Origin of the sequence: Calidithermus terrae (genome assembly GCF_003574345.1) — a bacterium.
Lineage (GTDB): Bacteria > Deinococcota > Deinococci > Deinococcales > Thermaceae > Calidithermus > Calidithermus chliarophilus.
In genome coordinates this window covers 17,185-43,877 of sequence record NZ_QXDL01000007.1, presented here as the reverse complement: position 1 = coordinate 43,877, position 26,693 = coordinate 17,185, and the positions used below count along the sequence as shown (strand labels likewise).

Below are 26,693 nucleotides of genomic sequence, written 5' to 3'. Positions count from 1 at the left end.
ACCCCCTCCCGCGCGGGCCGCACACCCCGGCCGGGGCACGGCAGCGACCACCGAGCGCCCGTCCACGGGGAAGTGGGGCTGTAGTTGGCCTGGGGGGCGGGCACAACCCCAGTGGACGATTAACCCCGATGGGGCGTCTTGCGTCTTGCGTTTAGCGTTTAGCGTTTTGCGTACGACGTAGGACGTACGACGTACGCCGTACGACCCTCGCCCGGCGTTCAGCTACCGGCTATTAGCCATCCTCTGCCCGTCGTGCTTGCCGCCCCAGCGCGGCTCCTGGCCCTCGGGTGTGAGGATGAAGGCGTTGCGGTCGTCGCGGAGCTGGGCCCGGAGCAGCTCGAGCACCTTGCCCTTGGCGCGGCTGTTGAGGATGGGGAAGAAGAGCTCGTAGCGGCGGTCGAGGTTGCGGGGCATGAGGTCGGCGCTGCCGGCCCAGACGCGCCACTTGCCCTTGTTTTTGAAGGCGGCGACGCGGGCGTGCTCGAGGTAGCGGCCCACCAGGCTGCGGGCCTGGGCCTCGCGCCACAGCGCGGTGAGGGTCGAGCGCACGATGAGGTGCAGCTTGGCGCCCTGGCGCAGGGCTTCCTCGAGCGCGAGCAGGATGGCGGGGTCGGTGAGGTGGTTGAACTTGAGGATGATCTCGCCCTTCTTGTGGGCCTCGCCCGCGATGGCCTCCAGCAGCGCCTCGCGGATGCCCTGGGCGGTGCGGATCACGGCGGGTGCGGGGGCTTGCCGGTGCTCGAGCGCCTCGAAGAAGGCGGCGACGTCGTGGGTGATGCGCGGCTCGGCGGTGAAGAGGGAGAGGTCGGTGTAGAGCCGCCCGTTGACGGGGTTGTAGTTGCCGGTGCCCAGGTGGGCGTAGGCCTGGCCGTGGCGCCGCACGTAGAGGGCCTTAGCGTGGACCTTCTTGGCGGGCAGGGGGAGCACCCGCACCCCGGCGCCCTGGAAGCGCAGGCTCCACTCGAGGTTGGCGAGCTCGTCGAAGCGGGCGCGGCCCTCCAGCAGCACCGCCACGTCCTTGCCGGCGCGGGCGGCCTGGATCAGGGCCTCGGCGATGCCGTTGCGCGCGCCGATGCGGTAGAGGGTGGCGCGGATGGCCTCGACCTTGGGGTCCTGGGCGGCGGCCAGCGCGAAGGCCTCGACCTGGCCGTAGTCCTCGAAGGGGTGGTAGAGCACCAGGTCGCGCCGGTCGAGGTAGCCCCAGGGGTCCTTGAGGAAGCCCTTGGCGCGCTCGGGCTTGGCGGGGGCGAAGCGGGCGCTCGCGGGGCCGTCCTCCGCCGCCGTGCTCACGAAGCGCAGGTCGAGGGGCGGGGGCAGCCGGAAGACCTCGTGGGGCTCGAGCTCCAGCGCCACCCGCAGGGTCTCGGCCCAGAGCGGGGGGAAGTCGTCCTCGAGCTCGAGGTGGCTCACCCGCCCGTCCAGCCGGGCCTCCAGGGCCTCGGGCAACTCGTCCCAGTCGGCGCGGGAGCGGGCGAGCTCGGCGAGGCGGATCAGGCGGAACTCGTAGAGCTGGCTCTTGCCGGGCACGAAGAGGTCGGAGCGCATGCGCACGAGCGCCCCCAGCCGCACGTAGCTCCCCTCGCGCCCAGGGATGGGCAGCAGGCGGGGCAGGCTTTCGGGCAGGCGGATGAGGTGGTGCATCAGGCCGTTCCCGGCGGCGAAGTACAGCGCCTGGGGGGCCAGGTCGGCCATGGCCTCGGGCCGGATCAGGTCGGTGAGGGGGGCCACCTCCTCGGCCAGGTAGGCCCCGAAGTACTGCTGCTCGGCCTTGGTGAGCTGGGCGGGCTCGAGCACGTGGATGCCCAGCCCCGCCAGCTCGCGCAGGAACTCGCGGTAGAGGCGGCTGGCCTCGTCGGCCTGGTCGCGGGCCTCCTCCATCAGGGCCACGTAGCGCGCCGAGCCGCGCTCCTGGAGGAAGGCCCGCGAGAGCCGCGCGGCGAAGAACTCGTCCATGTTGCTGGCCCAGATGCCCAGGAAGCGCAGCCGCTCGAGCAGCGGGAAGTCGGGCCGCAGGGTCTGAAGCAGCACCCGGCGGTTGAAGGCGAGCCAGGAGGCCTCCTGGCTGACCTGCACCCCCCGGATCTCGAGGCGGTCCTTCCCCCCGCGCTTCATCGCCCCGGAGTCTTTCGCCCCTTTGTCAGGAGACTGTAAGCCGTCCTTACCCTTACGCTTGCCCACGCTGCCTCGAGTGTACCCAAAGGCAACCCGTCAGCCTGTATGGCCTGTGGCTCGTAGCTTGTAAGCGATAAGCCCTCCGCCGTCGGCGGAGGGCGGAACGTGGCGTGTGGGGAAAGCATCTTGCCGGCCGGGCGGGGCATCCCCCCTAACCCCCCTTGCCAAGGGGGAACCAGGCGTCTTGCGTCTTGCGTTTGGCGTTTTGCGTACGACGTACGACGTAGGACGTACGCCGTACGACCCGCGCCCCGCGTCCGGCCATCGGCGTCCGGCGTTTTGCTTATGATTTGGCCTATGCAGCGCATCGGCATCGTGGACCTGGGCTCAGGCACCAGCCGGCTGGTGGTCTACCTCTTCGAGCCCGGCAAGCACTTCCGGCTCGTCGACGAGATCCGTGAGCCGGTGCGGCTGGGTGAGGGGCTCGCCAGCGGCAACCGCCTGACCGCCGGGGGCATGGAGCGGGCTTTCTCGGCGCTCAAGCTCTACGCCGACTTCGCCGCGGCCACCGAGCTCGAGGAGGTGCGCGTGGTCGCCACCAGCGCCGCCCGCGACGCCGAGAACGGGCCCGAATTCCTGCGCCGGGTGCGCGAGCTCGGGCTCAACATCCGCATCCTCTCCGGCGAGGACGAGGCGCGTTACGGGGTGATGGCCGTCGCCAACAGCTTCGCCCTCGAGGACGCGTGGGTGATGGACCTGGGCGGGGGCAGCGCGCAGCTCTCGCGCATGGCGCAGCGCCGCTACAGCTTCGGGCGGGCCTACCCGCTGGGGGCGGTGCGGCTGACCGAGATGTTCCTGAAGTCCGACCCGCCCAGGAAGGGCGAGCTCGAGGAGCTCGAGCGCTTCGTGAAGAAGGAGATGCGCGAGGTGCTGGCGCGGGTGCGCGAGGAGCCGCTGCCGCTGGTGGCGATGGGCGGCACCATCCGCAACCTGGCTAAGCTCGTGCAGAAGCAGCAGGGCTACCCGCTGGACCTGGTGCACGGCTACTGGCTCGAGCGGAACGCCCTGGAGGAGGCGTTGGAGCGCCTTTTGAAGATGCCGCTGCCCGAGCGGCGCGACCTCGAGGGCCTGCAGAGCGACCGCGCCGACATCATCGCCGCCGGGGGGCTGGTCTACCGCACGGTGCTGCGCGAGGGCGGGCTCAGGGGGCTGTGGGTCTCGGGGCAGGGGGTGCGCGAGGGGGTGTTCTACGAGGAATTCCTGCCCGCCCCCCACCTTCTGAGCGACGTGCGCGGCTTCAGCGTGCGCAACCTCTTCGCCCGCCACCCCCAGGACTTCGCCCACACCGCGCGGGTGCGCCACCTCTGCCGCCAGCTCTTCCGCGCCCTGGCGCCCCTCCACGGCTACGGCCCCGAGGACGAGCGCCTCCTCGACGAGGCCGCCATCCTCCACGACATCGGCATGAGCGTGGCCTACTACGACCACCACAAGCACGGCGAGTACCTGGTCATGGGGGCCGCCATCCCCGGCCTGACCCACCGCGAGCAGGTGCTGCTGGGCCTGCTGGTGCGCTACCACCGCAAGGGCGAGCCCAAGGTGGGGGCCTACAAGGGCGTGCTCGAGGACGGCGACCCCCGCCGCCTGCTGCGCCTGGCCGCCATGCTGCGCCTGAGCGAATACCTCGAGCGCTCCCGCGCGGGCCGGGTGGAGGCGCTCGAGGTGACCCTCGACGACCGCCACGTGCGCCTGGGCCTACGCGCCGATAGCGAGCCCTGGGTCGAGATCGCCGAGGCCAGCAAGCAGGGAAAGCTCTTCAAGCAGGCTTTCGGGCGGGAACTGGTGGTGGAGTGGGTGCGTTGAGAGCCCTTAGCGGTCAGCCATCAGCCGTCAGCTAAAGGCTCGTAGCCCGTGGCCCGTGGTTGCCCCACCCCGTCCCTCACCCGCGCGCGGGGAGGGTTTATCCCCCCCTAGCCCCCCTTGCTAAGGGGGGAACCAGGCGTTTTGCGTACGACGTACGACGTAGGACGCGCAGTACGACCCGCGCCCAGCGCCCGGCTATCGGCTCCAGTGTCCGAGCTCTCGCAGGCGACGAGCAGGCCCCGGCGCAGGGGCTCGAGCCAGCGCTCTGGTGCGATCACAATTTCCTCCCGATGGCCGGGGGCAAGAAGGCCAGCAGGCGCATCCCGCCGGGCTCGGGGCGGCCCTCGAGGTGGGCCACGCCGCCCTTCTTGAAGGGGAAGCGCTCCCCCCGCCGCCCGCCCGTCAGCAGCCACGCGCACAGCTCACCCATCCACGGCTCGTGCCCCACCAGCGCCACCGACTCGCCCCGCAGTTGCTCGAGCAGGGCGCTCGAGGGCGGCTCGGCCAGGTAGGGCGTCCCCTCGGCCTCGCCCTCGAGCAGCGGCATCAGCAGGTCGGCGGTCTGCACCGCCCGCAGCTTGGGGCTGAAGTAGATACGGTCGAAGCCGACGCCCAGCTTTTCCAGGGCCCTGACCATGCGCCCGAAGCGCTCGACACCCTCGGGCGTGAGGGGCCGGGCGTCGTCGTCCTGGCCGGGCAGCGCGTCGGCGGCGATGGCGTGGCGCACCAGGAAGAGGTTCATGGTCCGATTGTCGGTGGTCGAGGGTCGATAGCCAATAGCTGATGGCCGATAGCTGAACGCGGTCCTACGTCGTACGTCCTGCGCCGTACGCCAGACGCCAAACGCCAGACGCCAAACGCCAGACGCCCTTTGTTTACCCCCCTTAACAAGGGGGGCCGGGGGGATAAACCCTCCCCGCCCGCGGGTGAGGGACGGGGCGGGGCAACCACGGGCTGACGGCTGATAGCTGCCTGCTCTGCTCTCACCAGTTCTCTGTGAACCGGTACAGCTTCCCCGCCAGGTTCGCCACGAACAGTGAGCGCCGGTAGGGGAGGGGAGGGGCTTGTACGGGGCCCAGGCCGCTGACCTCGAAGACGAGGCGGCCGGTGGCGGCCTCGAGGGCGAGCACCCGGCCCTCTTCGGTGGCGGCGAAGACGTGGCGCCCGGCCAGCGAGAGGCCGCCGGTGATCTTGCCGGCGGGGTAGCTCCAGCGTTCGTCGCCGCTTTTGAGGTCCACGGCGATGAGCCTGCCGCCCCAACTGCTGAGGTAGGCCCGCTGGGCGTCGAGGGCGGGTGGGCCCCAGATCTCGCCCTCGAGCTCGAAGCTCCACAGCACCTCGCGGGCTAAGGGGTCGAAGGCGTGGACCTCGCCGGCCCAGGTGGGGATCAGCAGCACCCCGTGACCGGCGGCCAGGCTGGCGTGGACCGGGCCGGTCTCGACCTTGTAGCGCAGGTGGCCGCTGAGGGGGTCGAGGGCGTAGAGCCAGCCGTCCTCGGCGGCGGCGAAGAGCAGCCCGCGGTAGAGGGTGGGCGAGGCCGAGAGGTGCCCCCCGGCCTGGAAGGCCCACACCAGGCTGCCCTTCTCGTCGATGCAGTGCAAGAAGCCGTCGCGGCCGGCCAGGTAGATCCGCTCGCCCAGCAGCAGGGGGGCGGCGGTGATCTCGGCGCGGGTGGGGAAGGTCCAGGCCACGCGGCCGGAGAGCTCGAGGGCGCTCAGCTTGCCGTCCCAGGCCCCGGCGTAGAGCCGCCCGTTGCCGAAGGCCGGGGGGGCGCTCACCTCGTCGCCCAAAGGGAAGCGCTGCACGCGCTCGTCGGCCAGTTCGAAGCGGGCGACCCCGCGCCCGGAGCCCACCCACAGCCGCCCCTCCCAGGCCACCAGTTCGCCCGGCCAGGCCACCTCGCCGCCCAGGTCACAGGTCCCGGCGATCTCGAGCCGCGCCGGCTCCGCCGGGCCGCCCGGGTAGCAGCCGCTGCGGCTGTTGCCGCCCCGGGGCGTGGCGCTGAGGTGCTCGCGGTAGTCGCGCAGCAGCTCCCCCAGCGTGTGCGCCGCCGCCGCCGCCGAGGGGCGGGAGCCCGCCTCCTTGTGCAGCAGGCCCTGGGTGAGCCCCGAGACGGCGGGGGGCACGGCCGGGTTGGCCTCGAGCAGCGGCTTGGGGTTCTCGTAGACGTGCTGGTACAGCACCGACTGGTCGTTCTCGCCCTCGAAGGGCGGCTTGCCGCTGAGGGTGCGGTAGAGCACCGCGCCGAAGCTGTAGAGGTCGGCCTTGGGGCTCAGCGGCAGCCCCTTGGCCTGCTCGGGGGCCATGTACTGCGGGGTGCCCAGGGTGTAGCCGGTGCGGGTGAGGTGGCGGCTCTCCTGGATGAGGTAGGCGAGGCCGAAGTCCATCACCTTGGGGTGGCCCTCGGCGGTGAGCAGGATGTTGCGCGGGGTGAGGTCGCGGTGGATCACCCCCCGCTCGTGCAGGTGGGCGAGGGCCTCGAGCACGCGCTCGGCGGTCTCGAGCAGCCGCAGCCCCTCGAGCCCGTCCTCGAAGGGCCCCAACAGGTCGAAGGTGCCCCCCTGCACCAGCTCCATCACGAAGAAGGTGCGGCCCTCCTCCTGCCCCAGGTCGTAGACCTGCACCACGCCCGGGTGGGCCAGCTTGGAAAGCGCCTTGGCCTCCTGGAAGAAGCGCTGCCGCTCGGCGGGGTGCACGTAGGCGTGCAGCATCTTCACCGCCACCTGCCGCCCCACCCGCTCGTCGGTGGCCCTCCACACCTCCGCCATCCCCCCCTCCCCCAGGGGGGCCTCGAGCTTGTAACGCCCCGCCAGCTTCACAGGGGCAATATATCCCATGGGTAGCGGTGAGTGCGGGGCTTTCAGCCGTCAGCGAAGGGCGGGAAGTTCGCGGCTAGTGGTTCGCCGAGGGTCGAGGGCATAGGGCCAAGGCGTACGACGTAGGACGTACGACCGGCGTCTCGCGTCTCGCGTTCGGCGTTCGGCCTTGGGCGCTCTACATACGACGTAGAACGCCCTCGAGGGCCTTCTCGACGCCCATCTTGCGGTGGCCGCAGCTCATGCCTTCGACCTTGAGCCCCGTGACCATCGTTTGCCTCCGGCCACCCCCGGGGGAGGGGCACGGGACCAGCCCAGACCCTGTACCGGGCAAAGCTAGTTCCACCCCAGGTGGGGTGGGGGAGGTTGGGGGACGGCCTAGGATTAGCTGGCGCCGTAGCCCCTCAACTGGTTGTAGCGCAGGATCTGCTGCCGGCTGAGGAGCAGGGTGACCTCGAGGTGGGCCTTCAGGTGGACCATCCTAAGCTCGGCGTACAGCGCGCCCAGGGCGAGGAGGCGCTCCTGCAACGCCTCGGGGGTGATCTTCCCGCCGGCGAAGGCCTCGCTGAGGGCCTTCTCTTCGGCCACGATGCGCGCGCCCAGCGCCTTGGCCCCCTGCGCCATGCGCTCGCGGATGCGGCCGATCTCGGCGACCTGCTGGGGGCTGAGCCCCAGTTGCTCCTTGAACTCCAGCACGTGCGCCGGGCCCGGGTGGCCGTTGAGCTCGGCCGTCCGGGCATAGCCCGCGCCGCGCCCGGCGAGCAGGTCCTCGACCTCCTGGGCGCTGAGCCCGCGCACCGGGCTCTCGAGCTGGGCGACGTAGGGCGAGGGCGCCGCGGCCAGGGTCTTGAGCCACTCCCGGTACTGCCCGATCTCGCGGCTCTGCACGGCGATGACCTCCCGGGCGAACTTCTTGAGCTCGGGCTTGTTGGCCTTCTTCAGGGCGAGCTCGGACATGTCGATGGCGTCCTGGTGGTGGGGGATCATGCCCTCGAGGAAGGCCCGGTCGGGGCTCTTGCCCTTCATGCCGGCCATGGCGGCGTCCATCATGGCCTTCATGTCGCCGCGCATCATGTCCATGTACATCCGGGAGGGGGCCACGCCGTACCAGCCCTTGAGCCAGGCGGTGAGCTGGCCGATCTCCTTGTTCTGCACGGCGACGATGTCCTGGGCCGCCTTACGCACGCGGGCGTCCTTCGAGACCTTGAGGATGGCCTGGGCCATCTCCACCGCGCCCTTGTGGTGGTCGATCATCATCGACATGTAGGCGATGTCGAAGTCCTTGCCGGAGAGGCGCTCGAGCGCCCCCATGCTCTTCATCGGCATGCCGCCGTGCTGCGAGTGGTCGGTCTGGGCCAGGGCCAGGCCGAGCGCGAGTGTGAGTGCCACGATCCTTCGAATCATCTCTCCTACCTCCGTGCAAGATGGTGGGGGGCTTGTGTTAAGCCCGTGTAAAGCGCCGCTACGGGCCCGTAGCCGAGGTGGGCTGTGCCCCGGGTCCGGGCGAGGCGGACCTGCTGAACGTCCTCCCGCCGGGTGATCTGCCGCTCGAGGCCGTCGCACCCCGGTCCGTCCGGGTGAGCGCCGCGGTGGGTTGCCGCCTTCGGCGTACCCCGTACCCCCTACGGGGTCTTCGCTCCGCCCGGCCCCGCCCGGCGGCCGTCCACCGCCGCGCGGGCCAGCAAGGCGGCGGGCAGCAGGGCGAGGTAGCTCAGGGCCATCGCCGGGGCCATCCCGACGACCTCTTGCAGGCGCCCCACGCCCACGTAGAGCAGGCCCGCCAGGCCCACCGTGAGGCCCATCAGCATGCTCGAGAGGGCGTCATTAAACAGGTGGGCCACGGCCAGGAGGAGGGCTAGCCCGCCCCCGGCGACCCAGAATTTCGCGGCCAACGACCCCGTCCGAACGTTCATGACCCTTCCTCCTATCCCACCCCAGGTGGGGTGGGACATGCCCAACCTTAGACCCGCCCACGCCAAAAGTCAACCGGAGGCCGGCGGGGGGAGCCCGCTCGAGGCCGCGGCCCGGGCCGCGCGGCCCCCGGGCTAGGGCTTAAGGGCTTGGGCGACGGCCTCGATCAGCGCTTCTTTCCCCTCGTAGGAGGGCCGCAGGAAGACCAGCGTGGCGTTGGTCCAGTCCTGCACGGCGGCGATCTCGGTGTCGTCGGGCAGCTTGAGGTGGGGGTAGGCCCCGTACTCCACGTACGTGCCGAAGCGCTCGGCCACGGCCACCCCTCACTTCGTTCGGCGAAACCACGCCTCGAGCGCCAGCACCTTGTCCAGGTCGAAGCGGACGACGAAGGGCAGGAGGAAGGCGGGCTTGCCGCAACTGCCGCCCAGCCCCACCATCGGGAAGCCGGCGAGGCTGGGGGTCTGGTACTTGCGCGCGCAGCGCTCGAGGAAGGCCGGGCGGTCGCGCACCTTGTCCTTGCCGGTCTTGAGGCTGGCGACGTACTGGCCCAGAGTTAGCGATTGGGTTCCCATAAAGCTACACTACACCCTGGTTTCAGACCAGCAACCCTCCCACATACGGCGCTTCGCTCCCACCTTGGGCTAAGGCCGGACCTCGAGCACCCCCATCATCCCCCGGTCCTCGTGCTCGACAAGGTGGCAGTGGTAGACCGTGACCCCGCCGAAGTCGCGCAGGGGCACCGCGATCCGCACGGTCTCGTCCTTGCGCAGGTTCACGGTGTCCTTCCAGGCCCGGTAGGGCGCCGGCTTGCCGCCCCGCGAGAGCACCTGGAAGGGGTAGGTGTGCAGGTGGAAGGGGTGGTCCATGTCGGTCTTGTTGACGAGCTCCCAGACCTCGAGCGTCCCCAGCTTGGCCCGGATGTCCACCCGGCCGGGGTCGAACATCCGGTCGTTGATGAAGAACTCGGCCTGCGCCATGCGCTCGCCCAGCACCAGGCGGCGGGTGGCGGCGGCCCGGGCGGGCTCGAGGCGTTCGACGGGGGCCAGCGAGGCGGGCAGGGGCAGGGGCTTGGGGCTGGCCGGGGCCACGACGGTGAGCAGGGTCTCGAGGCGGGTGGGCCCCATGACGGGCATGGGGCCCATCATCCCCGTGTCGCCCATGCCCCCCATGCCGCCGTGGTCCATCATCCCCATCCCTTGGCCCATCCCCTGGCCCATCCCCTGGCCCATGCCTTGGTCGCCCATCATGCCGTTCGTGCCGCCGTGCGTCATCATCGCGCCGCGGTCGTAGGGGAGGGCCTGCAGCCGGTGGTTGCCGGGCCGGCTCAGGCGCACGAGCACCTCGGCCCGCTCGCCGGGGGCCAGCAGGAGCTCGGAGAGCTCGACGGGCTTCTCGAGGAGGCCGCCGTCGGTGGCGATGAGGTACAAGGGATGGTTTTCCAGCGCCAGCCGGTAGTAGCGGGCGTTGCTGGCGTTCAAGAGCCGCAGGCGCAGGGTGGCTTTCTGAGCACGCAGGGTCGGGCGCACGGCGGCGTTGACGGTGAGCAGGTTGCCCTCCCGGCCGTTCATCCAGTCCATGGGTGTCCAGGCCGGGATACGGTCGCCGGAGAAAGCCCAATCCTTGAGCACCAGGACGTGCTCCTCGGCCCCCTTCAACTCGGGCAGGGCGTCGAGCGGCCCCTCCACCACCAGCAGGCCCGCCAGCCCCGCGTAGAGCTGTGGGGCCACCCGGCCGTGGACGTGGGGGTGGTACCAGTAGGTCCCCGCCGAGCCCCTGGGGACCGTGAACTCGTAAAGGCGGCTCTCGCCGGGCTGGACTAAGGCCAGCGGGTCGTCCACGCTGGCGGGCACGTGCAGGCCGTGCAGGTGCAGGTTGGTGGCCTCGGGGAGGTTGTTGGTGAAGTTCAGCCGCACCGTCTCGCCCTCGCGTAAGCGCAGGGTGGGGCCGGGGAAGCCGCCGTAGGTCATCAGCCGGGCGGGCCTGCCGCTCAGGGTCAGGTTGCTCTGCCGGGCGGTGATCTGAGCCTCCACCACGCCATCGGCCCGGAGCACCTCGAGCGCGCGGGGCTGGGGAAAGGATGGCTGGGCAAGGGCGGGAAGCCTCGAGAGCCCGTAGCCCCCCACCAGGCCCAGGGCTCCGTACTTCAGCAGTTCGCGTCGGTTCATAACGCCTCCTGGCCTTAGCCTGCGCGCGGAGTGTTAAGCCCGTGCAAAGGGTAACCCCCGCGAGCCCCGCAGCATGAAGTCCATCGCCGCCTCACAAATCTGGACACAATCCGTTATAACGGTCATGTGGGTGGGCTCGACGCGCTGGCCGCCGTGCTGCAGGCAGTGTTGAACGGCGGTGAGGCAGACGTCGTGACACTCCCCGCAGGCCTCGGCGCAAGCCTGCATGGCGGGGCTCATGCCGGTGGTGCCGTGGGCGTGGCGCTGGCGGCCGTGCCGCATGGCTGGACCTCCTGAAATTCGGTCTTTCGGCCTTAATCCTGCAGGCAATTCCGGGCGATGAGCGGCAGAGTTAAAGCTCGAGCCGGCGGGTCGGAGGAGGTTCAACTTTAGTCCCCATGCCTGGAGGTGCCGTGAGTGCCGGCCGAAGCCACCGGGTTTACAAACGCTTAACACGCCCGCGGTAGCCTCTACCGCAGAGGAGGCTTATGACCCATCAACCCGACCGAAGACGAGCGCTGAGGATGCTCGGCGCCCTCGCCCTGGGCCTGGCCGGCGGAGCCCTGGCGCAGCAGGGGAGTGCCCTGAAGGGCCTCGAGGCCACCCTCTACAAGTCGCCCACCTGCGGCTGCTGCGGGGAGTACGTGAAGTTCCTCCAGGCGCAGGGTGTCAAGGTAAAAGTGGTGCTGCAGGACGACCTCAGCCCCCTCAAGCGCCGCTACAGGATCCCGCCCCAGGCCCAGAGCTGCCACACCATGCGCGTCGGGGGCTACACGGTGGAGGGGCACGTCCCGCTGGCCGCCCTCCAGAAGCTCCTGCGCGAGCGGCCCAGGATCGACGGCATCGCCCTGCCGGGCATGCCCTCGGGCACGCCAGGGATGCCCGGCCCCAAGACCGAGCCCTACCGGGTGCTGGCCCTCGTCAAGGGGCGGCTCGAGCCCTTCGTGACGCTCTAGGTAGCCCCAGAGTAGGGCTGTGAGCGCGGCAAGGTTCAGCCCCGGGCCAGCGGCAGCGTGAACCAGAAGGTGCTGCCGCGCCCGACCTCGCTCTCCAGGCCCATCGTCCCCCCCATGGCCTCGACCAGGCCCCGCGCGACCGTCAGGCCCACCCCGCTCCCGCCGTCCTGGCGGCTGCGGGCCGAGTCCACGCGGTAGAAGCGCTCGAAGACCCGCGCCCGGTGCTCGAGCGGGATGCCCGGGCCGGTGTCGCGCACGCTGAAGCGCACCCCGCCCCGCGCCGGCTCGGCCTTCAGCGCCACCTCCCCGCCGGACGGGGTGTGGCGCAGGGCGTTGGCGAGCAGGTTGGAGAGTACTTGCTGCAGGCGCTCGAGGTCGGCCCACACCGCCGGCAGCGGCCCGGAGGGCTCGAGCCGCAGGGCCACCCCCTGTTCAGCAAACACCAGCTCGAAGCGCTCGAGGGCCTGCTCGAGCGCCTCGGCGGGGTCGAGCGCCTGCGGGCGGATCTCCACCGCCCCCGCCTCGACCCTCGAGACCAGCGACAAATCCTCGACCAGGCGGCGCATGGCCCGCACCTCGTGCGCGATGCGGTGGGCGGCCTGCTCGGGCGGCAGCACCCCGTCGGCCAGGGCCTCGGCGTAGCCCTGCAGCCCGGCCAGGGGCGTGCGCAGCTCGTGGGCGACGGAGCCGATGAGCTCGACGCGGCTCTGCTCGACCTTCTCCAGCGCCTCGGCCATGCGGTTGAAGTCCTGGGCGAGCGAGGCCAGCTCGTCGCGGCCGCGCACCGGCAGGCGGTCGTGGTAGTGCCCCTGCGCGATGCTGCGGCTGCCGTGGGCCAGCAGCCGCACGCTCCGGCTCACCCGCCTCGAGACCACCCAGGCCGTGCCCGCCGCCAGCAGCCCGGCCAGCGGCAGCGAGGCCAGCCAGGCGGCGGTGAGGGTCGAGCGCAGGCCGCGCTCGAGGTCGGCGTGCAGCTCGTGGCCCTGCGGGCCGATGGCCGCCACCATCCGCTCGATGTGGCTCTGGTAGAAGCGCGGGGCCAGCCACTCCGCGAAGCCCAGCAGCGCCACCACCGCCACCAGCGCCGCCAGCAGGTGGGTCAGGAACAGCCGCGCGAACATCATTCCTCCCGGAAGCGGTAGCCCACCCCGCGCACCGTCTCGATGTAGCGGGGGTTGTCGCCGTCCTCGCCCAGCTTCTTGCGCAGGCCCGCGATGTGCACGTCCACCACGCGGTCGATGCCGGGGAAGTCGCCGCCCCACACCCGCTCGAGCAGCCGCGCCCGGCTCCACACCAGCCCGGGGTGCTGCGCCAGGGTGAGCAGCAGGTCGAACTCCAGCCGCGACAGGGGCAGGGGGGCCCCGTTCAGCAGCGCCACGCGCTCAGCGGGCTTGAGGGTGAGGGCGCCGAAGGCGAGCTCGTCGCGCAGGCCGCGCCGGCGCAGCAGGGCCCGCACCCGCGCCACCACCTCGCGCGGGCTGAAGGGCTTGGTCACGTAGTCGTCGGCGCCGAGATCGAGGCCCTCGATGCGCTCCTCCTCCTCGCCCTTGGCGGTGAGCATCAGGACGGGGAGGTCGGGGTAGTCCCGCCGCACCTCCCGGGCCACCTCGAGGCCCCCCACCTTCGGCAGCATGAGGTCGAGGATCAGCACGTCGGCCGCGCCCAGCCGGGCCAACGCCTCGGCGCCGTCGCGCGCCTCCACCACCTCGTGCCCCTCCTGGCGCAGGTAGGCCCCCAGCACCTCGTGGATGGAAGGGTCGTCATCGACCAGCAGCACTCGAGCCATCTTCACCCCCAGCTTACGCACGACGTGGGGTCGAGGGCCAAGGCGCACGACGTAGGACGTGCGCCTTGCGTCCGGCGTACGACGTAAGACGTTCGACGTCCCCTAATGCCGATGCCCGGACGAGGGCGGGGGCGGCAGCGGCACCCCTCCGCGCTCGGCCAGGAGTTGTTCCATGAGGGCGATCTCGAGGGTCTGGCTCTTAGCCATCGCCAGCAGGAGGTTGCGCGGCAGCTCGCGCTGCACCTCCGGCAGGGCCTGGGTGATCATGGGGACGGCGCCCTGGTGGTGGCGGATCATGAGCTGGAGGAAGCGCACCTCGGCTTCCCGGCCCCTCTTCGAGGCCAGGTCGGCGACCTCGGCCTCGCGGGCCATGCCCATCGCCGCCAGCACGGCCGGGTCGAAGCGGGCCGAGCGGCTGAAAGGGCGCTCCCACGGCGGCAGCCAAGCCCGCATCTGGCCGATCTGGGCCTCCTGGGTGAGGTAGATGTCGCGGGCGAGGGTCTGGAGGTTGGGGTCGGAGGTGCGGGCCTCGAGCAGCCGGGCCATCTCGACGGCCTGGGCGTGGTGGGGGATCATGTGCCGCGCGAAGGCCGCCTCCGGGCCACTGCGCCCGGCGTACGCGGCCCAGACGCCCAAGGCCAGCAGCGCCAGGGCCAGCAGCACGGCGAGGGGGCGGCGGGGGATGGGCCGGGGAGCCGTCATGGCCTAGCGCACCGGGTTCTCCGGGCCCCGGCCCCGGTAGGCGTCGATGAAGGCGGCCGCCGCGGCGGCGTCCCAGCGCTCCAGCCGCAGCAGCTTGGTCCAGGCGGTGAGCTCGACGGTCTGGCCCAGCCCGGCCTTGGGCACCACCACCAGCCCGTCCCACTGGCCCCGGTAGCGGCCGGCCCAGGCCCGCAGGGTCTTGAGCACTTCCTCCGAGGGCTGGTCGTAGTAGATCACGACGTTGCCGTGCTCGAGCGCGTGCACCAGCTTTTCCCGGGGCTCGCCGCGGGTGTAGAAGCCCGGCTCGCTCCAGTTGTACCAGTGCGTCCCCGAGGTGGGCGGGTCGGTGGCGTAGCTCAGCGAGGCGCCGATGTTGGCGTGGCTGCGCCCGTAGTCCGGGTGGTTTTGCACCTGCGTGAGGGCCGGCTTGCCCTCCTCGATGAGGCTCTCGAGGCTGGGCACTCCCTGCTGGCCCTGCCAGCGCAGGAAGCCCCAGGCCGCCACCGCCAGCACGAGGGCGCCGCCGATGACCCAGGGCCAGGGGCTGGGCTTGGGCTTGGACGAGTACTTCAAGGCCTGTTTCCGTGCGCTCTTTCCCATAGACCCCATCAAGCTACCGCATCCGGGGTGAGGGCAATTGGGATTTCAGGTTGACTTCAGCTCGGACCCGGTGCCGGCTTAAGGCTCCGTGAGCATGCTTAGAGCCGGAGGTAAGAGCGATGAAAGCCAAGTATCTCACCGGTTTGGCCCTCACCCTGCTGCTGGCCGCATGCGGGACCCAGAACCCGGGCTCGAGCCCGGGCCTCAGCGGACAAGACGCCCAGGCCCTCTCCGAGGCCGCGGCCGGCGACCTCGCCCTCGACGGCGGCCTGCTGGCCGACGCCCGCGGGGGCTCGAGCCTGCAGGCGGCGGCCCTCGGTGAGGGGGCGCGCAACGCCATCGGCTACCGCCTGCCCCGCCGCCTCGTCCACCTGCTCAACGCTGCCGGCGCCTACCTGCCCCCCGCCGGCTCGGGCGAGTGCAGCGTGACGGTGAGCCCCACCGACTACGCCGACGCCGACGACGACGGCGTGCCCGCCAACGTCACCGTCGCCTTCGACTGCGCTGGGACCCGCGCCAACGGGACCGGCTACACCACCGAGGGCAGCGTGACCCTCAGCGACACCGACGACGCCCTGCCCCTGAGCGGCTACAGCGCCGGCTTCACCGGCTTCCGCACCGTGCTCACCCGCGACGACGGCACCGTCATCGACCACACCTTCGACGGCAGCCTCACCCTCGACAAGCGCGACGCCAGCCTCTACGCCATCGCCAAGGACTACAGCCAGGCCGTCAGCGTCACCAAGGGCGCCAACACCTACACCGGCAGCGCCGAGTTCGAGGTCGAGAAGACCTACGCCCCCGAGCTCCCCGACACCCCCTGGGCCAAGGGCACCATCACCGTCGCCCAGGACAACCCCGGCAGCCTCACCTGGGTGCGCGGCGGCAAGACCCGCAACCTCGTCTGGTACACCGACCCCACCCTGCACTACAACCGCGCCGACTGCGCCAGCCCCAGCCGCCTGCTCAACTACGACGCCGGCGCCAAGGAGTGGGTCTACACCCGCCCCAGCGGCGAGCAGGACACGCTGCGGCTGGAGTTCACCGGATGCGGGCAGTTCACGGTCACGCTCAACGGGGAGGCGGTGGAGTAGGGGGTTTCGGTGGTCGATAGCCGATAGCTAAACGCTAAACGCCGTAGGGCCGGGTCTCAGACCCGGCCCTACCCGCTCCGTTCCCTCGTGGGGGGAGGGTCTCGCCACAGGGCACGAGCTCTTAGCCCTAAACCCGCTCCCCTCTCTTCCTATTCAGCCCCCGTCTCGGACGCAGCAGTTGGGGAAGCTGGCTCACCAGCGTGGCGCCCAGGATCAAGGCCCCTCCCGCCAGCCCCTGCACGCCCAGGCGTTCGCCCAGCAGGAAGTAGGCGAAGACGGCGGCGTAGACGGGCTCGAGGGTGAAGGCGATGGCGGCTTCGGGCGCCGGGACGGTGCGCTGCCCCAGGGCCTGAAGCCAGACGCAGATGGCGGTGGCGATGAGGCCCAGGTAGAGCATCTCGGCGTAGGGGAGGGTGGCCCAGTCCCAGGCCGGGCGCTCCCAGGCCACCCACACCCCCGAGAGCAGGGCCACGCCGAACATCTGCACGCCGGTGATGGGCAGCGTGGGGTAGCTGCGCACCGCGACGAAGTGCTCGAGGCGCCAGATGTAGAAGGTGTAGGCCAGCGCGGTGCCCAGCGTCCAGAGGTCGCCCACGTTGGGCGGCGAGCCGTCGTAGGACAACAGGCCCACCCCCACGATCGCCATCAGCGCCGCCGCCCACACCGGCAGGCGCAGCTTGTGCCCGATGAGCCCGAGGAAGACCGGCAACAGCACCACGTAGAGCGTGGTGATGAAGGCGCTGCGGCTCGCCGTGGTGTGCTCCAGCCCCACCGCCTGCGTGGCGTAGCCCAGCCACAGGTAAAAGCCCAGCTCCAGCCCCGCCAGCCACACCTTGCGCTCCAGCCGCAACACGAAGGGCACGAAGCACAGCGCCGCCACCGCGAAGCGGGCCAGCGTGATCTGGGAGGCGCTGAGCGACTCCAGCGACTGCTTGATCACCACGAAGGTGGTGCCCCACAGCAGCGTGGCGATGTTGAGGTAGAGCAGCCCCAGCAGGTGTTCGCGGCGCACGGCTCCAAGTCTACCGGGCGGGTGCGCCACCCTCACAGTGAGGAAAGCGCCTTTCAGCCTGCCCCGGGCCCCACGTGCTCGCGGTACCAGCGCTCGAGCCGGGGGATCGAGACCCCCAGGATGGCCTCGCTCTTGCCGTCCACCTCGAGCACCACCCCCGCGCTCAGCCCGCCCACCAGCTCCCTGACCTTGCGCAGGCCCGCGGCGTTTTCGCCGACGTCCACGAACTCGAACTCCACCCCCTTCTGCGCGAGGAAGAGCTTGGCGACCTCGCAGGGGCCGCAGCCGGTCAGCCCGTACACCTTGACCATGACTCACCTCGAGGCCGCCGCCCGCGCCCCCGATTCCCGCAGCCAGGCCTCGAGCTCGCCCGGCGACGTCGGGAAGGGGTAGTCGAGCCAGATGGCCGTGTCGGCCCGGGAGAGCAGGACGTCGCGGATGGCGCTGTAGTTGCCCTCCGTGACCCAGCGGGGCCCCCCGGTCGCTTTCCCGACCTTCGCCCGGAACTCCGGCTCAGGGGTGGGCACCCACCCCGGGTTCCAGTGCAGGGCGTCGGTCTCGAGGTGGGGCAGGCCCAGGCGCTCGCCGAGCCGCCGCGCCAGCGTGCTCTTGCCGCTGCCGGTGGTGCCGAAGACGACGACCCGCTGCAAGGGCATAGAGTTTCAGGATACACCGTGGGTGGAGGCCGGTGGCCGGACGCCGGGCGTGGGTCGTACGTCGTACGTCCTACGTCGTACGCGAGACGCAAAACGCAAGACGCAAAACGCTCTTTACCCCCCTTAGCAAGGGGGGCCGGGGGGGATAAACCCTCCCCGCCGGCGGGGAGGGAAGGGGTGGGGTGAACCGCGAGCCACAAGCTGACCGCTGACGGCTTATCCCTTTCCGCCGATCAAGTTCCCTCCTGCCACGAGGCCAGGTAGCGCTCCTGCTCTGGGGTGAGCTTGTCGATGTGCACGCCCATGGCCTCGAGCTTCAGCCGTGCGATCTCCTGGTCGATGGCCTCAGGGACGGGGTAGACGCCCGCCTCCATCTGGCCTTTGTGCTTGAGCATGTGCTCGAGCGAGAGGGCCTGGTTGGCGAAGGACATGTCCATCACGGCGCTGGGGTGGCCTTCGGCGGCGGCGAGGTTGACCAGGCGGCCTTCGGCCAGCAGGTTGATGCTGCGGCCGCCCTCCACGGTGTACTGCTCGATGAAGGGGCGGCCCACCCGCTTCTCGCGGGCGGCGGTCTCGAGCGCGGGGATGTTGATCTCGACGTTGAAGTGGCCGGAGTTGCAGATGATGGCCCCGTCCTTCATCACCGCGAAGTGCTGCGCGTCGAGCACGTTGATGTTGCCGGTGACGGTGATGAAGATGTCGCCGACGCGGGCAGCCTCGAGCATGGGCATGACCCCGTAGCCGTCCATGGTGGCCTCGAGGGCCTTGAGCGGGTTGACCTCGGTCACCACGACGTGCGCCCCCATGCCGCGCGCCCTCGAGGCCACGCCCCGGCCGCACCAGCCGTAGCCCGCCACCACCACGGTCTTGCCCGCGAGCAGGATGTTGGTGGCGCGGATGATGGCGTCGAGGGTGCTCTGGCCCGTGCCGTAGCGGTTGTCGAACATGTGCTTGGTGTGGGCGTCGTTGACGGCGACCACCGGGTAGGCCAGCACCTTGTCGGCGGCCATGGCCCGCAGCCGGATCACGCCGGTGGTGGTCTCCTCGGTCCCGCCGAAGATGTTCGGCAGCAGGTCGCGGCGCTCCTTGTGGATGAGGCTCACCAGGTCGCAGCCGTCGTCCATGGTGAAGTGGGGCTCGTGGGCCAGGGTGGCCTCGAGGTGGGCGTAGTAGGTCTTGGTGTCCTCGCCCTTGATGGCGTAGACCGGGATCCCGTCGTGGGCGACGAGCGAAGCCGCCACGTCGTCCTGGGTCGAGAGCGGGTTGGAGGCGCACAGGGCCACCTCGGCGCCGCCCGCCTTCAGCGCCCGCATCAGGTTGGCGGTCTCGGTGGTCACGTGCAGGCAGGCCGCAACGCGCACGCCCTCCAGCGGCTTCTCCCGCGCGAAGCGCTCGGCGATCTGCCGCAATACGGGCATCTCCTGGGCGGCCCAGTCGATGCGGCCCCGCCCGGTTTCGGCCAAATCCAAATCCCGAATGTCGTAATCCTTGACGGCCACGGTTTCCTCCTTGGCATCCCGATGTGGGGTGCCTCCAGTGTACCGGGTCAGCAGACGCCGGGCACCGAGCGAGGAGTGCCCAATGCCGAACGCCGAGCGCTCGAGGCCATGTCCTCGAGGCTGCCCGCCGTCAGCTATCGGCCCTCAGCCCGTGGCCCGTAGGTCGAGGGCGGCGTCTTGCGTCTTGCGTTTTGCGTAGGGCGTACGACCCAGAAACGTGACCTCGAGGTTCCCCCTCCCCCCCTCGAGGCCCTACACTCTTGGCTATGTCGGAATACGTGACCGTCGAATCCTTCCGCCTCGACCACACCAAGGTGCGCGCGCCCTACGTGCGGCTGGCCGGGGTCAAGCTCACGCCCAAAGGCGACCGCATCGAGAAGTACGACCTGCGCTTCGTGCAGCCCAACCAGGGGGCCATGCCCACGGGGGCCATCCACACCCTCGAGCACCTGCTCGCCGGGTACATGCGCGGCCACCTCGAGGGCGTGGTGGACATCTCCCCGATGGGCTGCCGCACCGGCTTCTACATGGTGGCCCTGGGCGAGATCGGCCCCGAGCGCGTGAAGGAAGCCTTCGAGCGCACCCTGCAGGACGTGGCGGCCCACGGCGCGGAGATCCCCGGCGTCTCGGAGCTCGAGTGCGGCAACTGGCGCGACCACGACCTTGCCACCGCCCGCGAACTGGCGAAGCAGGTGCTCGAGCGCGGGGTGATCGTGCAGGAGACGGTGGAGATCGCGTAACGTCGTGCGTGGGGCGCCGATGTCTGAGCGCTGAGCGCGGGTCGTACGCCCTACGTCCTACGCCGTACGCAAAACGCAAGACGCAAGACGCGCTGGCCCTCAACCCTCGACGCCGGCAGGGAGGGACGGGGGGGTTCCCACGGGTCTCCTCCTCACTGCTGATGGCTGATAGCTGACGGCCGACGGCTTCCCGCTTCTTCTAGCTCCGCAGCCTGCGCCACAGCTCCGGCGTCAGCAGCAAGAACACCGGGATCAGCTCGATGCGGCCGGCCCACATCTCGAAGATGAGGATGAGCTTGGAGAAGGGCTGGAGGTTGGCGAAGGAGCCCATCGGGCCGATCTCGCCCAGGCCCGGGCCCACGTTGCCGATGGCCTGGGCGGAGGCGGTGAGGCCCAGCACGTAATCGTTCTCGAGCAGCGTCAGGGCTACGGTCGAGGCCCCGAAGAGCACCACGTAGAGGGTGATGAAGCCCGCGACCGAGCGCATCACGTCCTCGCTGAGCACCTTCGAACCCACCCTCAAGGTCAGCACGGCTTGGGGCTGGAGCGCGCGCAGCAGCTCGCGCCGGGCTAAGGCCCCGATCACCAGCCAGCGGATCACCTTGACGCCGCCCGCCCCCGAGCCCGAGCAGCCGCCCACGAACATCGCCAGCACCAGGATGGCCTGGGCCGCCGGGGCCCACAGCGCGAAGTCGGCGCTGGCGTAGCCGGTGGTGGTGATCAGCGAGGTGACGTTGAAGAAGGCGTGGCGCAGCGCCTCCGACCAGCTATAGTTCATGTCCTCCTGATGATGGGTCATCAAGAAGGCCGCCAGGCCCAGGCTGAAGACCAGCACCACCAGGGTGTAGACCCGGAACTCGATGTTGCGCACGATGGGCAGGGGCTCGCGTCGCAGGAATAGCTGGTATTGCAGCACGAAGTTGGTGCCCGCCAGGAACATGAACAGCGTGCCGAACCACTGCGCCAGCGGGCTGTAGGCGGCGAAGCTCTGGGGGTTGGGGCTGAAGCCCGCTGCCGGGAGGGTGGTGAGCGCGTTGCAGACGGCCTCGAAAAGGGGCATCCCGGCCAGGGCGTAGCAGACGGCGCAGGCCACGGTGAGGACGACGTAGACCTTGAGCACGCTCTGCGCGGCCACCCGCAGGCGGGGCGTGAAGGGCTCCTTCTGCACCCCTGTGCTCTCGGCCATGAACAGTTGCCGCCCGGCGATCGCCAGGTGCGAGAGCACCGACGCCAGCAGCACCAGGATGCCCACCCCGCCGAACCACTGGATGAGGCTGCGCCACAGGAACAGCCCGTAGCCCCACGAGCCGAAGTCGGCCAAGGCGGTGGCGCCGGTGGTGGTGAAGCCGGACATGGCCTCGAACAGCGCGTCGAGGTAGTGCATCCCCCCCGACACCCAGAACGGCACCGCGCCTAAGAGCGGGACCAGGAGCCAGATCAAGGCGAGGGAGAACAACGCCTCGGCGCGGCTGGGCTCGCTGCGGGCATCGCCCAGGCGGCGAAAAAGCAGCCCCAACCCGATGCCCAGCACCGAACCCACCAAAAAGCCCCAGGGCGTTTCCCCCAGAAGCAGCGACAACACCTCGAGCCCCAGCATCACCAGCCCCAGCGCCAGGTAGACCACCCCCAGGAAGTAGAAGGCGAAGTCGAGGTTCTCCCGCCTCGGCGTGATCTTTCGCATGTCAGCTCCGCAGCCTGCGCCAGAGTTCGGGGGTAAACAGCGAGAAAACCGCGATCAGCTCGATGCGCCCGGCCCACATCTGGAAGATCATGACCAGCTTGGACAGCGGGTGCAGCTCGCCGTAGTGGGCCATCGGCCCCACCGCCCCCAGCCCCGGCCCGATGTTGCCGACCGCCGCCGCCGAGGCGGTGAAGGCCACCACGAAGTCCTCCTCGAGCACCCCCAGCACCACCGTGCCGAAGCCGAAGAGCATCACGTAGAGGGTGATGAAGGCCGCCACCGAGCGCATGGCGTCGTCGGTGAGGCTCTTCTTGCCCACCCGCAGCGGCAGCACCGCCTGGGGGTGCAGCACCCGCATGAACTCGCGCCGCACGATGGCCCCCACCACCAGCCAGCGGATGACCTTGATGCTCCCGCCCACGCTCCCGGCACTGCCCCCCACGAACATCAAAGACACCAGGATGACCTGCGCGGGCACCACCCACTGCACGAAGTCGGCGCTGGCGAAGCCGGTGCCGGTGACGAGCGAGACGGTCTGGAAGTAGGCGTGGCGCAAGGCGGGCTCGAGGGGGTAGTCGTGGCGCAGGTAAAGCGTGAGGGCCAGCGCCAGGCCCGCCGAAAGCACGATCAGGCCGTAGGCGCGGAACTCGGGGTCGCGCAGCGGCGCGCGCGGCTCGCGCCCGAAGAGCACCCGGTACTGCAGCAGCAGGTTGACCCCGGTGAGGAACATCACCACCGTCCCCACCCACTGGATGAGGGGGTTGTAGGCGGCGAAACTCTGGGGGTTGGGGCTGAAGCCGCCGGCGGGCACGGTGGAGAGGGTGTTGGCGACCGCCTCGAACACCGGCATCCCGCACAGCAGGTAGGCCGCGAGGGTCACGAAGGTGAGGGTGAGGTAGACCCGCAGGATGGCCTCGGCGGTCTGGCGGAGCTTGGGGGTGAGCTGTTCCTTCTGCACCCCGGTGATCTCGGCGAAGAACATCTGCCGCCCGGCCACCGCCAGGTGCGGCAAGACCACGATGAACAGCACCAGGATGCCCATGCCGCCCAGCCACTGGATGAGGCTGCGCCACAGGAACAGCCCGTAGCCCCACGAGCCGAAGTCGGCCAAGGCGGTGGCGCCGGTGGTGGTGAAGCCGGACATGGCCTCGAACAGCGCGTCGAGGTAGTGCATCCCCCCCGACACCCAGAACGGCACCGCGCCCAGCACCGGCACCAGCAGCCACAGCGCGGCCACCGTGAACAGCGCCTCGGCGCGGCTGGGCTCGTTGCGGGCGCTCCCTAGCCGGCGGAAGAGCAGCCCCAGGCCGATCCCCAGCGCCGAGCCCAGCAGAAAGCCCAGCACGTCCTCGCCGTAGAGCCCGTCCACCACGCCCAGCAGGCCCATGATGCCGCCCAGGCCCAGGAAAACCGTCCCCGTGACGTAGGTCGCCACCGGGATCGGGGAGAGGGGGGCCTCAACTGACCTTCGCCAGGACCGCATCCGTGACCTCGCGGGCCGAGAGGATGAGGATCTTGTCGCCCGGGTTGGCCCGGAGGTTGCCGTCCGGCAGGAACACCTTGCGCTCGCGCTCCACGGCCACCACCACCGAGCCCTCGGGGATGTCGAGCTCGGTGACGAGCTTGGAGCGGAAGTCGGGGGGGAGCTCGAGCTCCATCAGCTCGACGCGGTCCTCGATGAGGGCCAGGTGGTCGATGTTCTCGGGCAGCAGCCAGTCGAGCACCTCGCGCACGGCCGCCTGGCGGGGGGTCATGGGGATGTCGATGCCCACGTGCTCGAACAGGCGGCGGTTCTCGGCGCGGTTGACCCGGGTGATCACCTTGGGCACGCCCTGCTGCTTGGCGATGAGCGAGACCAGGAGGTTCTTCTCGTCGTTCTCGGTGACCGCCACCAGCACGTCGGCGCGGTCGAGGCCCTCCGACTCCAGCAGCTCGAGGTTGGTGCCGTCGCCCTCGAGCACCCACGCCCCGGGCAGGTTCTCGGCCAGCCAGGCGCAGCGCTCGGTGTTGTGGTCGATGATGGTGACCTCGAGGCGGCGCGCCAGCAGCTCCTTGGCGGTCATGTAGCCCACGTTGCCCCCGCCCACCACCATCACCCGGCGCACCCCGCGGTTGCGCTTGGAGACGAAGCAGGCCTGGATGGCGTCGAAGCCGGAGTGGGTGGTCATGAAGAACAGCCGGTCCTCGGGCTCCAGGACCAGCGCCCCGAAGCCGGGGTCGGTGGAGGCCACGAACTGGTCGCCCCGCAGCACCCCCGCCATGAACACCCCATCCGGCCAGTCGAGCAGGGCCATCTCCTTCTTGGCGTAGGGTCCGCCCTCCTGCACGCGGTACTCCACGAAGTGCAGGCGGCCATTAGCCACCACCTCGGCGTCGACGGCGCCGGGCACCTGGATCACCTCGACGATCTCCTTCGCCAGCGAGCGCTGCGGCCATAGCACCTTGTCGATGCGCGTGCCCAGGATCTCGATGGCGCGGGGGTCGTTGAGGATGTCCATGTAGCTGGCCTTGCCCACGAAGCACAGCGTCTCCTTCGCGCCCAAGCCCTTGGCGAGCATGCAGGCCAGCAGGTTGACCTCGTCCCAGTTGGTCGCGGCCACGAAGACGTCGGCCATGTCCACTTTGGCCTCGCGCAGGATCTCGACGTCGGTGGCCGAGCCCACCAGCACCTGCACGTCGAGCTGCGCGAGCTTCTCGCGGGTCTCGGCCTCGCGGTCGATGACGACGACGTCGTGGACGGTGTGGAGGGCCTTGGCGATCTGGCCGCCGATCTCCCCTGCCCCAGCAATGACGATGTGCATAGCTCAGCTCCGCTGAGCGCCGAAGGCCCAACGTCCAACGCCCAACGCCAGAACAAAGGGCGTACGACGTAGGACGCAAGACCTCGGACGCTTCATCAAAACGACCTTAGCTTACAACCGGATCAGCCCGTCCGACACGCCCATCACCGGAACGTTGGGCTTCCAGGCGACCGCGCCCACCATCTCGGCGTGCAGGTCGTAGGTCTCGGCGTGGGTGACGCGCACCCGGATGATGTCGCCGATCTTCACCGTGCCGTCGGTGTCGGCATAGACCAGCCCGTCGATGCCCGGCGCGTCGTGCTTGCTGCGGCCCACCACCTGGCCCGGCAGTTCGCCGTACTCGTCCACGATGACCTCGAGCACCTGCCCCACGCGTGAGCGGTTCTTCTCGAGGCTCACCCGGCTCTGCAGCTCCATGAAGCGGGCCCTGCGCTCCTCCTTAACCTCCTCGGGGACGTGGCCCCCTAAGGCGTTGGCGTCGGCGCCCTCCACCTCGGAGTAGGTGAAGCAGCCCACCCGGTCGAGCTTGGCCTCGGCGATGAAGTCGAGGAGGAGCTGGAAGTCCTCCTCGCTCTCGCCGGGGAAGCCCACGATGAAGGTCGAGCGGATGGCGAGGTCGGGGGCGACGGAGCGCCACTCCTGGATGGTCTTGAGGTGGCTCTCGGCGCCGCCGGGGCGGCGCATGGCCCGCAGGACGCGGGGGCTGGCGTGCTGGAGGGGGACGTCGAGGTAGGGCAGCAGCTTGCCCTCGGCCATCAGCGGGATCAGGTCGCGCACGTGGGGGTAGGGGTAGACGTAGTGCAGGCGCACCCAGGCCCCCAGCCCCGAGAGCTCGCGCACGAGGTCCACGAGGTGGGCCCGCACCTTCTTGCCCGCGTAGTCGGACTCGCGGTGGCGGAGGTCCACGCCGTAGGCCGAGGAGTCCTGGGCGATGACGAGGAGCTCCTTGGTGCCCGTGCCCACCAGCCGGGTGGCCTCGAAGAGCACGTCGGCGGCGTCGCGCGAGGCCTGCAGGCCGCGCAGCTTGGGGATGATGCAGAAGCTGCACTTGTGGTTGCAGCCCTCGGCGATCTTGAGGTAGGCGTAGTGGCGCGGGGTGAGCTTGACGGCGGGCGGGACGAGCGCGGTGAAGGGGTTGGCGTCGGGCGGGGCGACCTGGTGCACGGCGGCGAGCACCCGGTCCACCTCGCCGGGGCCGGTGACCTCGAGCACCTGCGGGTGCGCCGCCTTGACGACCTCGGGCTTGGCCCCCAGGCAGCCCGTGACGATGACCTTGCCGTTCTCGGCCAGGGCCTCCCCGATGGCCGAGAGCGACTCCTCGACGGCCGGGGTGATGAAGCCGCAGGTGTTGACCACCACCACGTCGGCCCCGTCGTAGGTGGGGGAGGTCTCGTAGCCCTCCGCGCGCAGCCGCGAGAGGATCTGTTCGGAATCAACCAGCGCCTTGGGACAGCCCAAGCTCACGAAGCCAACCTTGCCTGCCATACGCTCCTTTGGGTCCGCCAGGGCGAACCGGCAACTTCCCGAGTATAGCAGGTACCTTCCCGGCCTCGCTGTCTCAGACCTCCGGCTCCCGCCAGTCTTCCGCCGCCAGCCCGGCGACCCGCCGATACTCCCGCACGTTCCCCGAAACCACGATTAGCCCATTCGCCAGCGCAGTTCCCGCCACCAGCACGTCATAAGCCCCGATAGGCTGGCCCTGCCGCTCGAGCGCGGCCCGGACCGCGGCGGTGGCCCGTGCCTCCGCGAGGCCGTAGGGCAAGACCTCGACCGCCTCGAAAAGGGCGGCTACGATCGGCTCCACGCTCGCCCTGCGTTCGGGCTTGCGCTGAAGCCCGAACTCGATCTCCATCGCGGTGATGCTCGAGACGGCCACCAATTCAGGAGGCGTGGCCTTGAGCCGGTCCAACACCGTCGGGTGGCGGCGGACGAAGAAGCTGATCGTGTCCGCGTCGAGGAGATAGCGCATCAGAACAGCTCCTGCGCTTCGGGGGCCTTGAGGTCGGCCCGGCTCAGCTCGAAGGCCTCGGGGTCATAGGGACCGGAGAGCTCGAGGATCACCTGCGGCCAGCTTCGTCTCCTTCTTTCCTCGTAGGGCACGAGCTGCGCGGCGGGCTTCCCTTTCCGGGCAATGACGACGGTCTCCCCCCGCTCTACTGCCTCGACGAGCCTGGAGAGCTGGGTTTTCGCTTCGTGCATGTTAACAGTCCGCATGACGGCCTCCTACTTAGCCAGTTTAGCTAAGTGGGCCTCCTGGTTCAAGAAAACCGGCGAGCACACCCGCGAATAGCCCTGGACTATC

The 26,693-nt window shown here is 70.2% G+C and carries 27 protein-coding genes; 4 read left to right on the top strand and 23 right to left on the bottom strand.

What is annotated here, in order from left to right; genetic code table 11:
* Positions 1-222: 222 nt before the first annotated feature.
* Positions 223-2,112, bottom strand: a complete 1,890-nt coding sequence (locus tag Mterra_RS01855; RefSeq protein WP_176582500.1) for a polyphosphate kinase — start codon at positions 2,110-2,112, stop codon at positions 223-225.
* Positions 2,113-2,469: 357 nt separating this feature from the next.
* Between Mterra_RS01855 and Mterra_RS01850 the strand changes: the two genes are divergently transcribed.
* Positions 2,470-3,972, top strand: a complete 1,503-nt coding sequence (locus Mterra_RS01850) for a Ppx/GppA phosphatase family protein (protein WP_119313610.1) — start codon at positions 2,470-2,472, stop codon at positions 3,970-3,972.
* A gap of 274 nt (positions 3,973-4,246) precedes the next feature.
* On the opposite strand, the gene sixA is transcribed toward Mterra_RS01850, so the two are convergent.
* The 8 genes from sixA to Mterra_RS01805 form a co-directional block, all read right to left on the bottom strand.
* Positions 4,247-4,714, bottom strand: a complete 468-nt coding sequence (gene sixA / locus Mterra_RS01845; protein ID WP_119313609.1) for a phosphohistidine phosphatase SixA — start codon at positions 4,712-4,714, stop codon at positions 4,247-4,249.
* 241 nt (positions 4,715-4,955) lie between these two features.
* Positions 4,956-6,809: a serine/threonine-protein kinase gene (locus Mterra_RS01840; RefSeq protein WP_420836687.1), complete on the bottom strand. Its 1,854-nt coding sequence runs from the start codon at positions 6,807-6,809 to the stop codon at positions 4,956-4,958.
* Positions 6,810-7,172: 363 nt separating this feature from the next.
* Entirely contained in the window at positions 7,173-8,177 is a 1,005-nt protein-coding gene (locus tag Mterra_RS22975) for a DUF305 domain-containing protein (RefSeq protein WP_245971477.1), read from the bottom strand.
* Between the two features lie 233 nt (positions 8,178-8,410).
* Positions 8,411-8,701: a hypothetical protein gene (locus Mterra_RS01825; RefSeq protein ID WP_119313607.1), complete on the bottom strand. Its 291-nt coding sequence runs from the start codon at positions 8,699-8,701 to the stop codon at positions 8,411-8,413.
* Positions 8,702-8,833: 132 nt separating this feature from the next.
* Positions 8,834-9,013: a hypothetical protein gene (locus tag Mterra_RS01820; protein ID WP_147372498.1), complete on the bottom strand. Its 180-nt coding sequence runs from the start codon at positions 9,011-9,013 to the stop codon at positions 8,834-8,836.
* Between the two features lie 9 nt (positions 9,014-9,022).
* Positions 9,023-9,271, bottom strand: a complete 249-nt coding sequence (locus Mterra_RS01815) for a hypothetical protein (protein ID WP_119313605.1) — start codon at positions 9,269-9,271, stop codon at positions 9,023-9,025.
* A gap of 69 nt (positions 9,272-9,340) precedes the next feature.
* Complete coding sequence (locus Mterra_RS01810; protein ID WP_119313604.1) at positions 9,341-10,864, bottom strand: multicopper oxidase family protein; 1,524 nt, start codon at positions 10,862-10,864, stop codon at positions 9,341-9,343.
* 33 nt (positions 10,865-10,897) lie between these two features.
* Positions 10,898-11,146: a four-helix bundle copper-binding protein gene (locus Mterra_RS01805; RefSeq protein WP_119313603.1), complete on the bottom strand. Its 249-nt coding sequence runs from the start codon at positions 11,144-11,146 to the stop codon at positions 10,898-10,900.
* 206 nt (positions 11,147-11,352) lie between these two features.
* Here Mterra_RS01805 and Mterra_RS01800 point away from each other — a divergent pair, with 206 nt between their 5' ends.
* Positions 11,353-11,820 carry a DUF411 domain-containing protein gene (locus Mterra_RS01800; RefSeq protein ID WP_119313602.1) on the top strand — a complete coding sequence of 156 codons (468 nt, stop codon included), beginning with the start codon at positions 11,353-11,355 and terminating at the stop codon, positions 11,818-11,820.
* Positions 11,821-11,855: 35 nt separating this feature from the next.
* Here Mterra_RS01800 and Mterra_RS01795 read toward each other — a convergent pair whose 3' ends face one another.
* The 4 genes from Mterra_RS01795 to Mterra_RS01780 all read right to left on the bottom strand — a co-directional run bounded on the left by Mterra_RS01795 (position 11,856) and on the right by Mterra_RS01780 (position 14,908).
* Positions 11,856-12,941 carry a sensor histidine kinase gene (locus Mterra_RS01795; protein ID WP_119313601.1) on the bottom strand — a complete coding sequence of 362 codons (1,086 nt, stop codon included), beginning with the start codon at positions 12,939-12,941 and terminating at the stop codon, positions 11,856-11,858.
* Entirely contained in the window at positions 12,941-13,606 is a 666-nt protein-coding gene (locus tag Mterra_RS01790) for a response regulator transcription factor (protein ID WP_119313612.1), read from the bottom strand. Before Mterra_RS01790 ends, Mterra_RS01795 begins: the two co-directional genes overlap by 1 nt.
* Positions 13,607-13,708: 102 nt before the next feature.
* Positions 13,709-14,308 carry a DUF305 domain-containing protein gene (locus Mterra_RS01785; RefSeq protein WP_119313600.1) on the bottom strand — a complete coding sequence of 200 codons (600 nt, stop codon included), beginning with the start codon at positions 14,306-14,308 and terminating at the stop codon, positions 13,709-13,711.
* A gap of 3 nt (positions 14,309-14,311) precedes the next feature.
* Positions 14,312-14,908 carry a DUF3105 domain-containing protein gene (locus Mterra_RS01780; protein WP_176582499.1) on the bottom strand — a complete coding sequence of 199 codons (597 nt, stop codon included), beginning with the start codon at positions 14,906-14,908 and terminating at the stop codon, positions 14,312-14,314.
* A 119-nt stretch (positions 14,909-15,027) separates the two neighbouring features.
* Here Mterra_RS01780 and Mterra_RS01775 point away from each other — a divergent pair, with 119 nt between their 5' ends.
* Positions 15,028-16,002 carry a hypothetical protein gene (locus tag Mterra_RS01775; RefSeq protein WP_119313598.1) on the top strand — a complete coding sequence of 325 codons (975 nt, stop codon included), beginning with the start codon at positions 15,028-15,030 and terminating at the stop codon, positions 16,000-16,002.
* Between the two features lie 127 nt (positions 16,003-16,129).
* Here the strand turns inward: Mterra_RS01775 and Mterra_RS01770 are convergent, their stop codons facing one another.
* The 4 genes from Mterra_RS01770 to ahcY form a co-directional block, all read right to left on the bottom strand.
* Complete coding sequence (locus Mterra_RS01770) at positions 16,130-17,014, bottom strand: DMT family transporter (RefSeq protein ID WP_119313597.1); 885 nt, start codon at positions 17,012-17,014, stop codon at positions 16,130-16,132.
* A gap of 53 nt (positions 17,015-17,067) precedes the next feature.
* Positions 17,068-17,325, bottom strand: a complete 258-nt coding sequence (locus tag Mterra_RS01765; protein WP_119313596.1) for a glutaredoxin family protein — start codon at positions 17,323-17,325, stop codon at positions 17,068-17,070.
* Between the two features lie 3 nt (positions 17,326-17,328).
* Positions 17,329-17,670 (bottom strand): P-loop NTPase family protein, encoded by a 342-nt coding sequence (locus Mterra_RS01760; protein WP_119313595.1) that lies wholly within the window; start codon positions 17,668-17,670, stop codon positions 17,329-17,331.
* A gap of 233 nt (positions 17,671-17,903) precedes the next feature.
* Positions 17,904-19,169, bottom strand: a complete 1,266-nt coding sequence (ahcY, locus tag Mterra_RS01755) for an adenosylhomocysteinase (protein ID WP_119313594.1) — start codon at positions 19,167-19,169, stop codon at positions 17,904-17,906.
* 266 nt (positions 19,170-19,435) lie between these two features.
* Between ahcY and Mterra_RS01750 the strand changes: the two genes are divergently transcribed.
* On the top strand, positions 19,436-19,909 hold the full coding sequence (locus tag Mterra_RS01750) for an S-ribosylhomocysteine lyase (protein WP_119313593.1): 474 nt from the start codon (positions 19,436-19,438) through the stop codon (positions 19,907-19,909).
* Between the two features lie 199 nt (positions 19,910-20,108).
* Here the strand turns inward: Mterra_RS01750 and Mterra_RS01745 are convergent, their stop codons facing one another.
* The 6 genes from Mterra_RS01745 to Mterra_RS01720 form a co-directional block, all read right to left on the bottom strand.
* Complete coding sequence (locus tag Mterra_RS01745; protein ID WP_119313592.1) at positions 20,109-21,590, bottom strand: TrkH family potassium uptake protein; 1,482 nt, start codon at positions 21,588-21,590, stop codon at positions 20,109-20,111.
* Between the two features lies 1 nt (position 21,591).
* Complete coding sequence (locus Mterra_RS01740; protein ID WP_119313591.1) at positions 21,592-23,073, bottom strand: TrkH family potassium uptake protein; 1,482 nt, start codon at positions 23,071-23,073, stop codon at positions 21,592-21,594.
* Positions 23,048-24,391 carry a Trk system potassium transporter TrkA gene (gene trkA, locus Mterra_RS01735; protein ID WP_119313590.1) on the bottom strand — a complete coding sequence of 448 codons (1,344 nt, stop codon included), beginning with the start codon at positions 24,389-24,391 and terminating at the stop codon, positions 23,048-23,050. The genes Mterra_RS01740 and trkA overlap by 26 nt, the downstream gene beginning before the upstream one ends.
* A 111-nt stretch (positions 24,392-24,502) precedes the next feature.
* Complete coding sequence (gene rimO / locus Mterra_RS01730; protein WP_119313589.1) at positions 24,503-25,876, bottom strand: 30S ribosomal protein S12 methylthiotransferase RimO; 1,374 nt, start codon at positions 25,874-25,876, stop codon at positions 24,503-24,505.
* Positions 25,877-25,949: 73 nt separating this feature from the next.
* Positions 25,950-26,360 carry a PIN domain-containing protein gene (locus Mterra_RS01725; protein WP_119313588.1) on the bottom strand — a complete coding sequence of 137 codons (411 nt, stop codon included), beginning with the start codon at positions 26,358-26,360 and terminating at the stop codon, positions 25,950-25,952.
* Complete coding sequence (locus Mterra_RS01720) at positions 26,360-26,605, bottom strand: type II toxin-antitoxin system Phd/YefM family antitoxin (protein ID WP_119313587.1); 246 nt, start codon at positions 26,603-26,605, stop codon at positions 26,360-26,362. Before Mterra_RS01720 ends, Mterra_RS01725 begins: the two co-directional genes overlap by 1 nt.
* Positions 26,606-26,693: the final 88 nt, after the last annotated feature.

Bases quoted from the DNA above. Each gene is read 5' to 3' on its own strand.
- Mterra_RS01815 (WP_119313605.1), bottom strand. From the start codon at position 9,271: ATGGGAACCCAATCGCTAACTCTGGGCCAGTACGTCGCCAGCCTCAAG.
- Mterra_RS01855 (WP_176582500.1), bottom strand. From the start codon at position 2,112: ATGAAGCGCGGGGGGAAGGACCGCCTCGAGATCCGGGGGGTGCAGGTC.
- Mterra_RS01780 (WP_176582499.1), bottom strand. From the start codon at position 14,908: ATGGGAAAGAGCGCACGGAAACAGGCCTTGAAGTACTCGTCCAAGCCC.
- sixA (WP_119313609.1), bottom strand. From the start codon at position 4,714: ATGAACCTCTTCCTGGTGCGCCACGCCATCGCCGCCGACGCGCTGCCC.
- Mterra_RS01765 (WP_119313596.1), bottom strand. From the start codon at position 17,325: ATGGTCAAGGTGTACGGGCTGACCGGCTGCGGCCCCTGCGAGGTCGCC.
- Mterra_RS01840 (WP_420836687.1), bottom strand. From the start codon at position 6,809: ATGGGATATATTGCCCCTGTGAAGCTGGCGGGGCGTTACAAGCTCGAG.
- Mterra_RS01785 (WP_119313600.1), bottom strand. From the start codon at position 14,308: ATGACGGCTCCCCGGCCCATCCCCCGCCGCCCCCTCGCCGTGCTGCTG.
- Mterra_RS01790 (WP_119313612.1), bottom strand. From the start codon at position 13,606: ATGGCTCGAGTGCTGCTGGTCGATGACGACCCTTCCATCCACGAGGTG.
- Mterra_RS01760 (WP_119313595.1), bottom strand. From the start codon at position 17,670: ATGCCCTTGCAGCGGGTCGTCGTCTTCGGCACCACCGGCAGCGGCAAG.
- Mterra_RS01750 (WP_119313593.1), top strand. From the start codon at position 19,436: ATGTCGGAATACGTGACCGTCGAATCCTTCCGCCTCGACCACACCAAG.
- Mterra_RS01720 (WP_119313587.1), bottom strand. From the start codon at position 26,605: ATGCGGACTGTTAACATGCACGAAGCGAAAACCCAGCTCTCCAGGCTC.
- Mterra_RS01745 (WP_119313592.1), bottom strand. From the start codon at position 21,590: ATGCGAAAGATCACGCCGAGGCGGGAGAACCTCGACTTCGCCTTCTAC.
- Mterra_RS01775 (WP_119313598.1), top strand. From the start codon at position 15,028: ATGAAAGCCAAGTATCTCACCGGTTTGGCCCTCACCCTGCTGCTGGCC.
- Mterra_RS01810 (WP_119313604.1), bottom strand. From the start codon at position 10,864: ATGAACCGACGCGAACTGCTGAAGTACGGAGCCCTGGGCCTGGTGGGG.
- Mterra_RS01740 (WP_119313591.1), bottom strand. From the start codon at position 23,073: ATGCGGTCCTGGCGAAGGTCAGTTGAGGCCCCCCTCTCCCCGATCCCG.
- rimO (WP_119313589.1), bottom strand. From the start codon at position 25,876: ATGGCAGGCAAGGTTGGCTTCGTGAGCTTGGGCTGTCCCAAGGCGCTG.
- Mterra_RS01825 (WP_119313607.1), bottom strand. From the start codon at position 8,701: ATGAACGTTCGGACGGGGTCGTTGGCCGCGAAATTCTGGGTCGCCGGG.
- Mterra_RS01795 (WP_119313601.1), bottom strand. From the start codon at position 12,941: ATGTTCGCGCGGCTGTTCCTGACCCACCTGCTGGCGGCGCTGGTGGCG.
- trkA (WP_119313590.1), bottom strand. From the start codon at position 24,391: ATGCACATCGTCATTGCTGGGGCAGGGGAGATCGGCGGCCAGATCGCC.
- Mterra_RS01805 (WP_119313603.1), bottom strand. From the start codon at position 11,146: ATGCGGCACGGCCGCCAGCGCCACGCCCACGGCACCACCGGCATGAGC.
- Mterra_RS01850 (WP_119313610.1), top strand. From the start codon at position 2,470: ATGCAGCGCATCGGCATCGTGGACCTGGGCTCAGGCACCAGCCGGCTG.
- Mterra_RS01725 (WP_119313588.1), bottom strand. From the start codon at position 26,360: ATGCGCTATCTCCTCGACGCGGACACGATCAGCTTCTTCGTCCGCCGC.
- Mterra_RS01800 (WP_119313602.1), top strand. From the start codon at position 11,353: ATGACCCATCAACCCGACCGAAGACGAGCGCTGAGGATGCTCGGCGCC.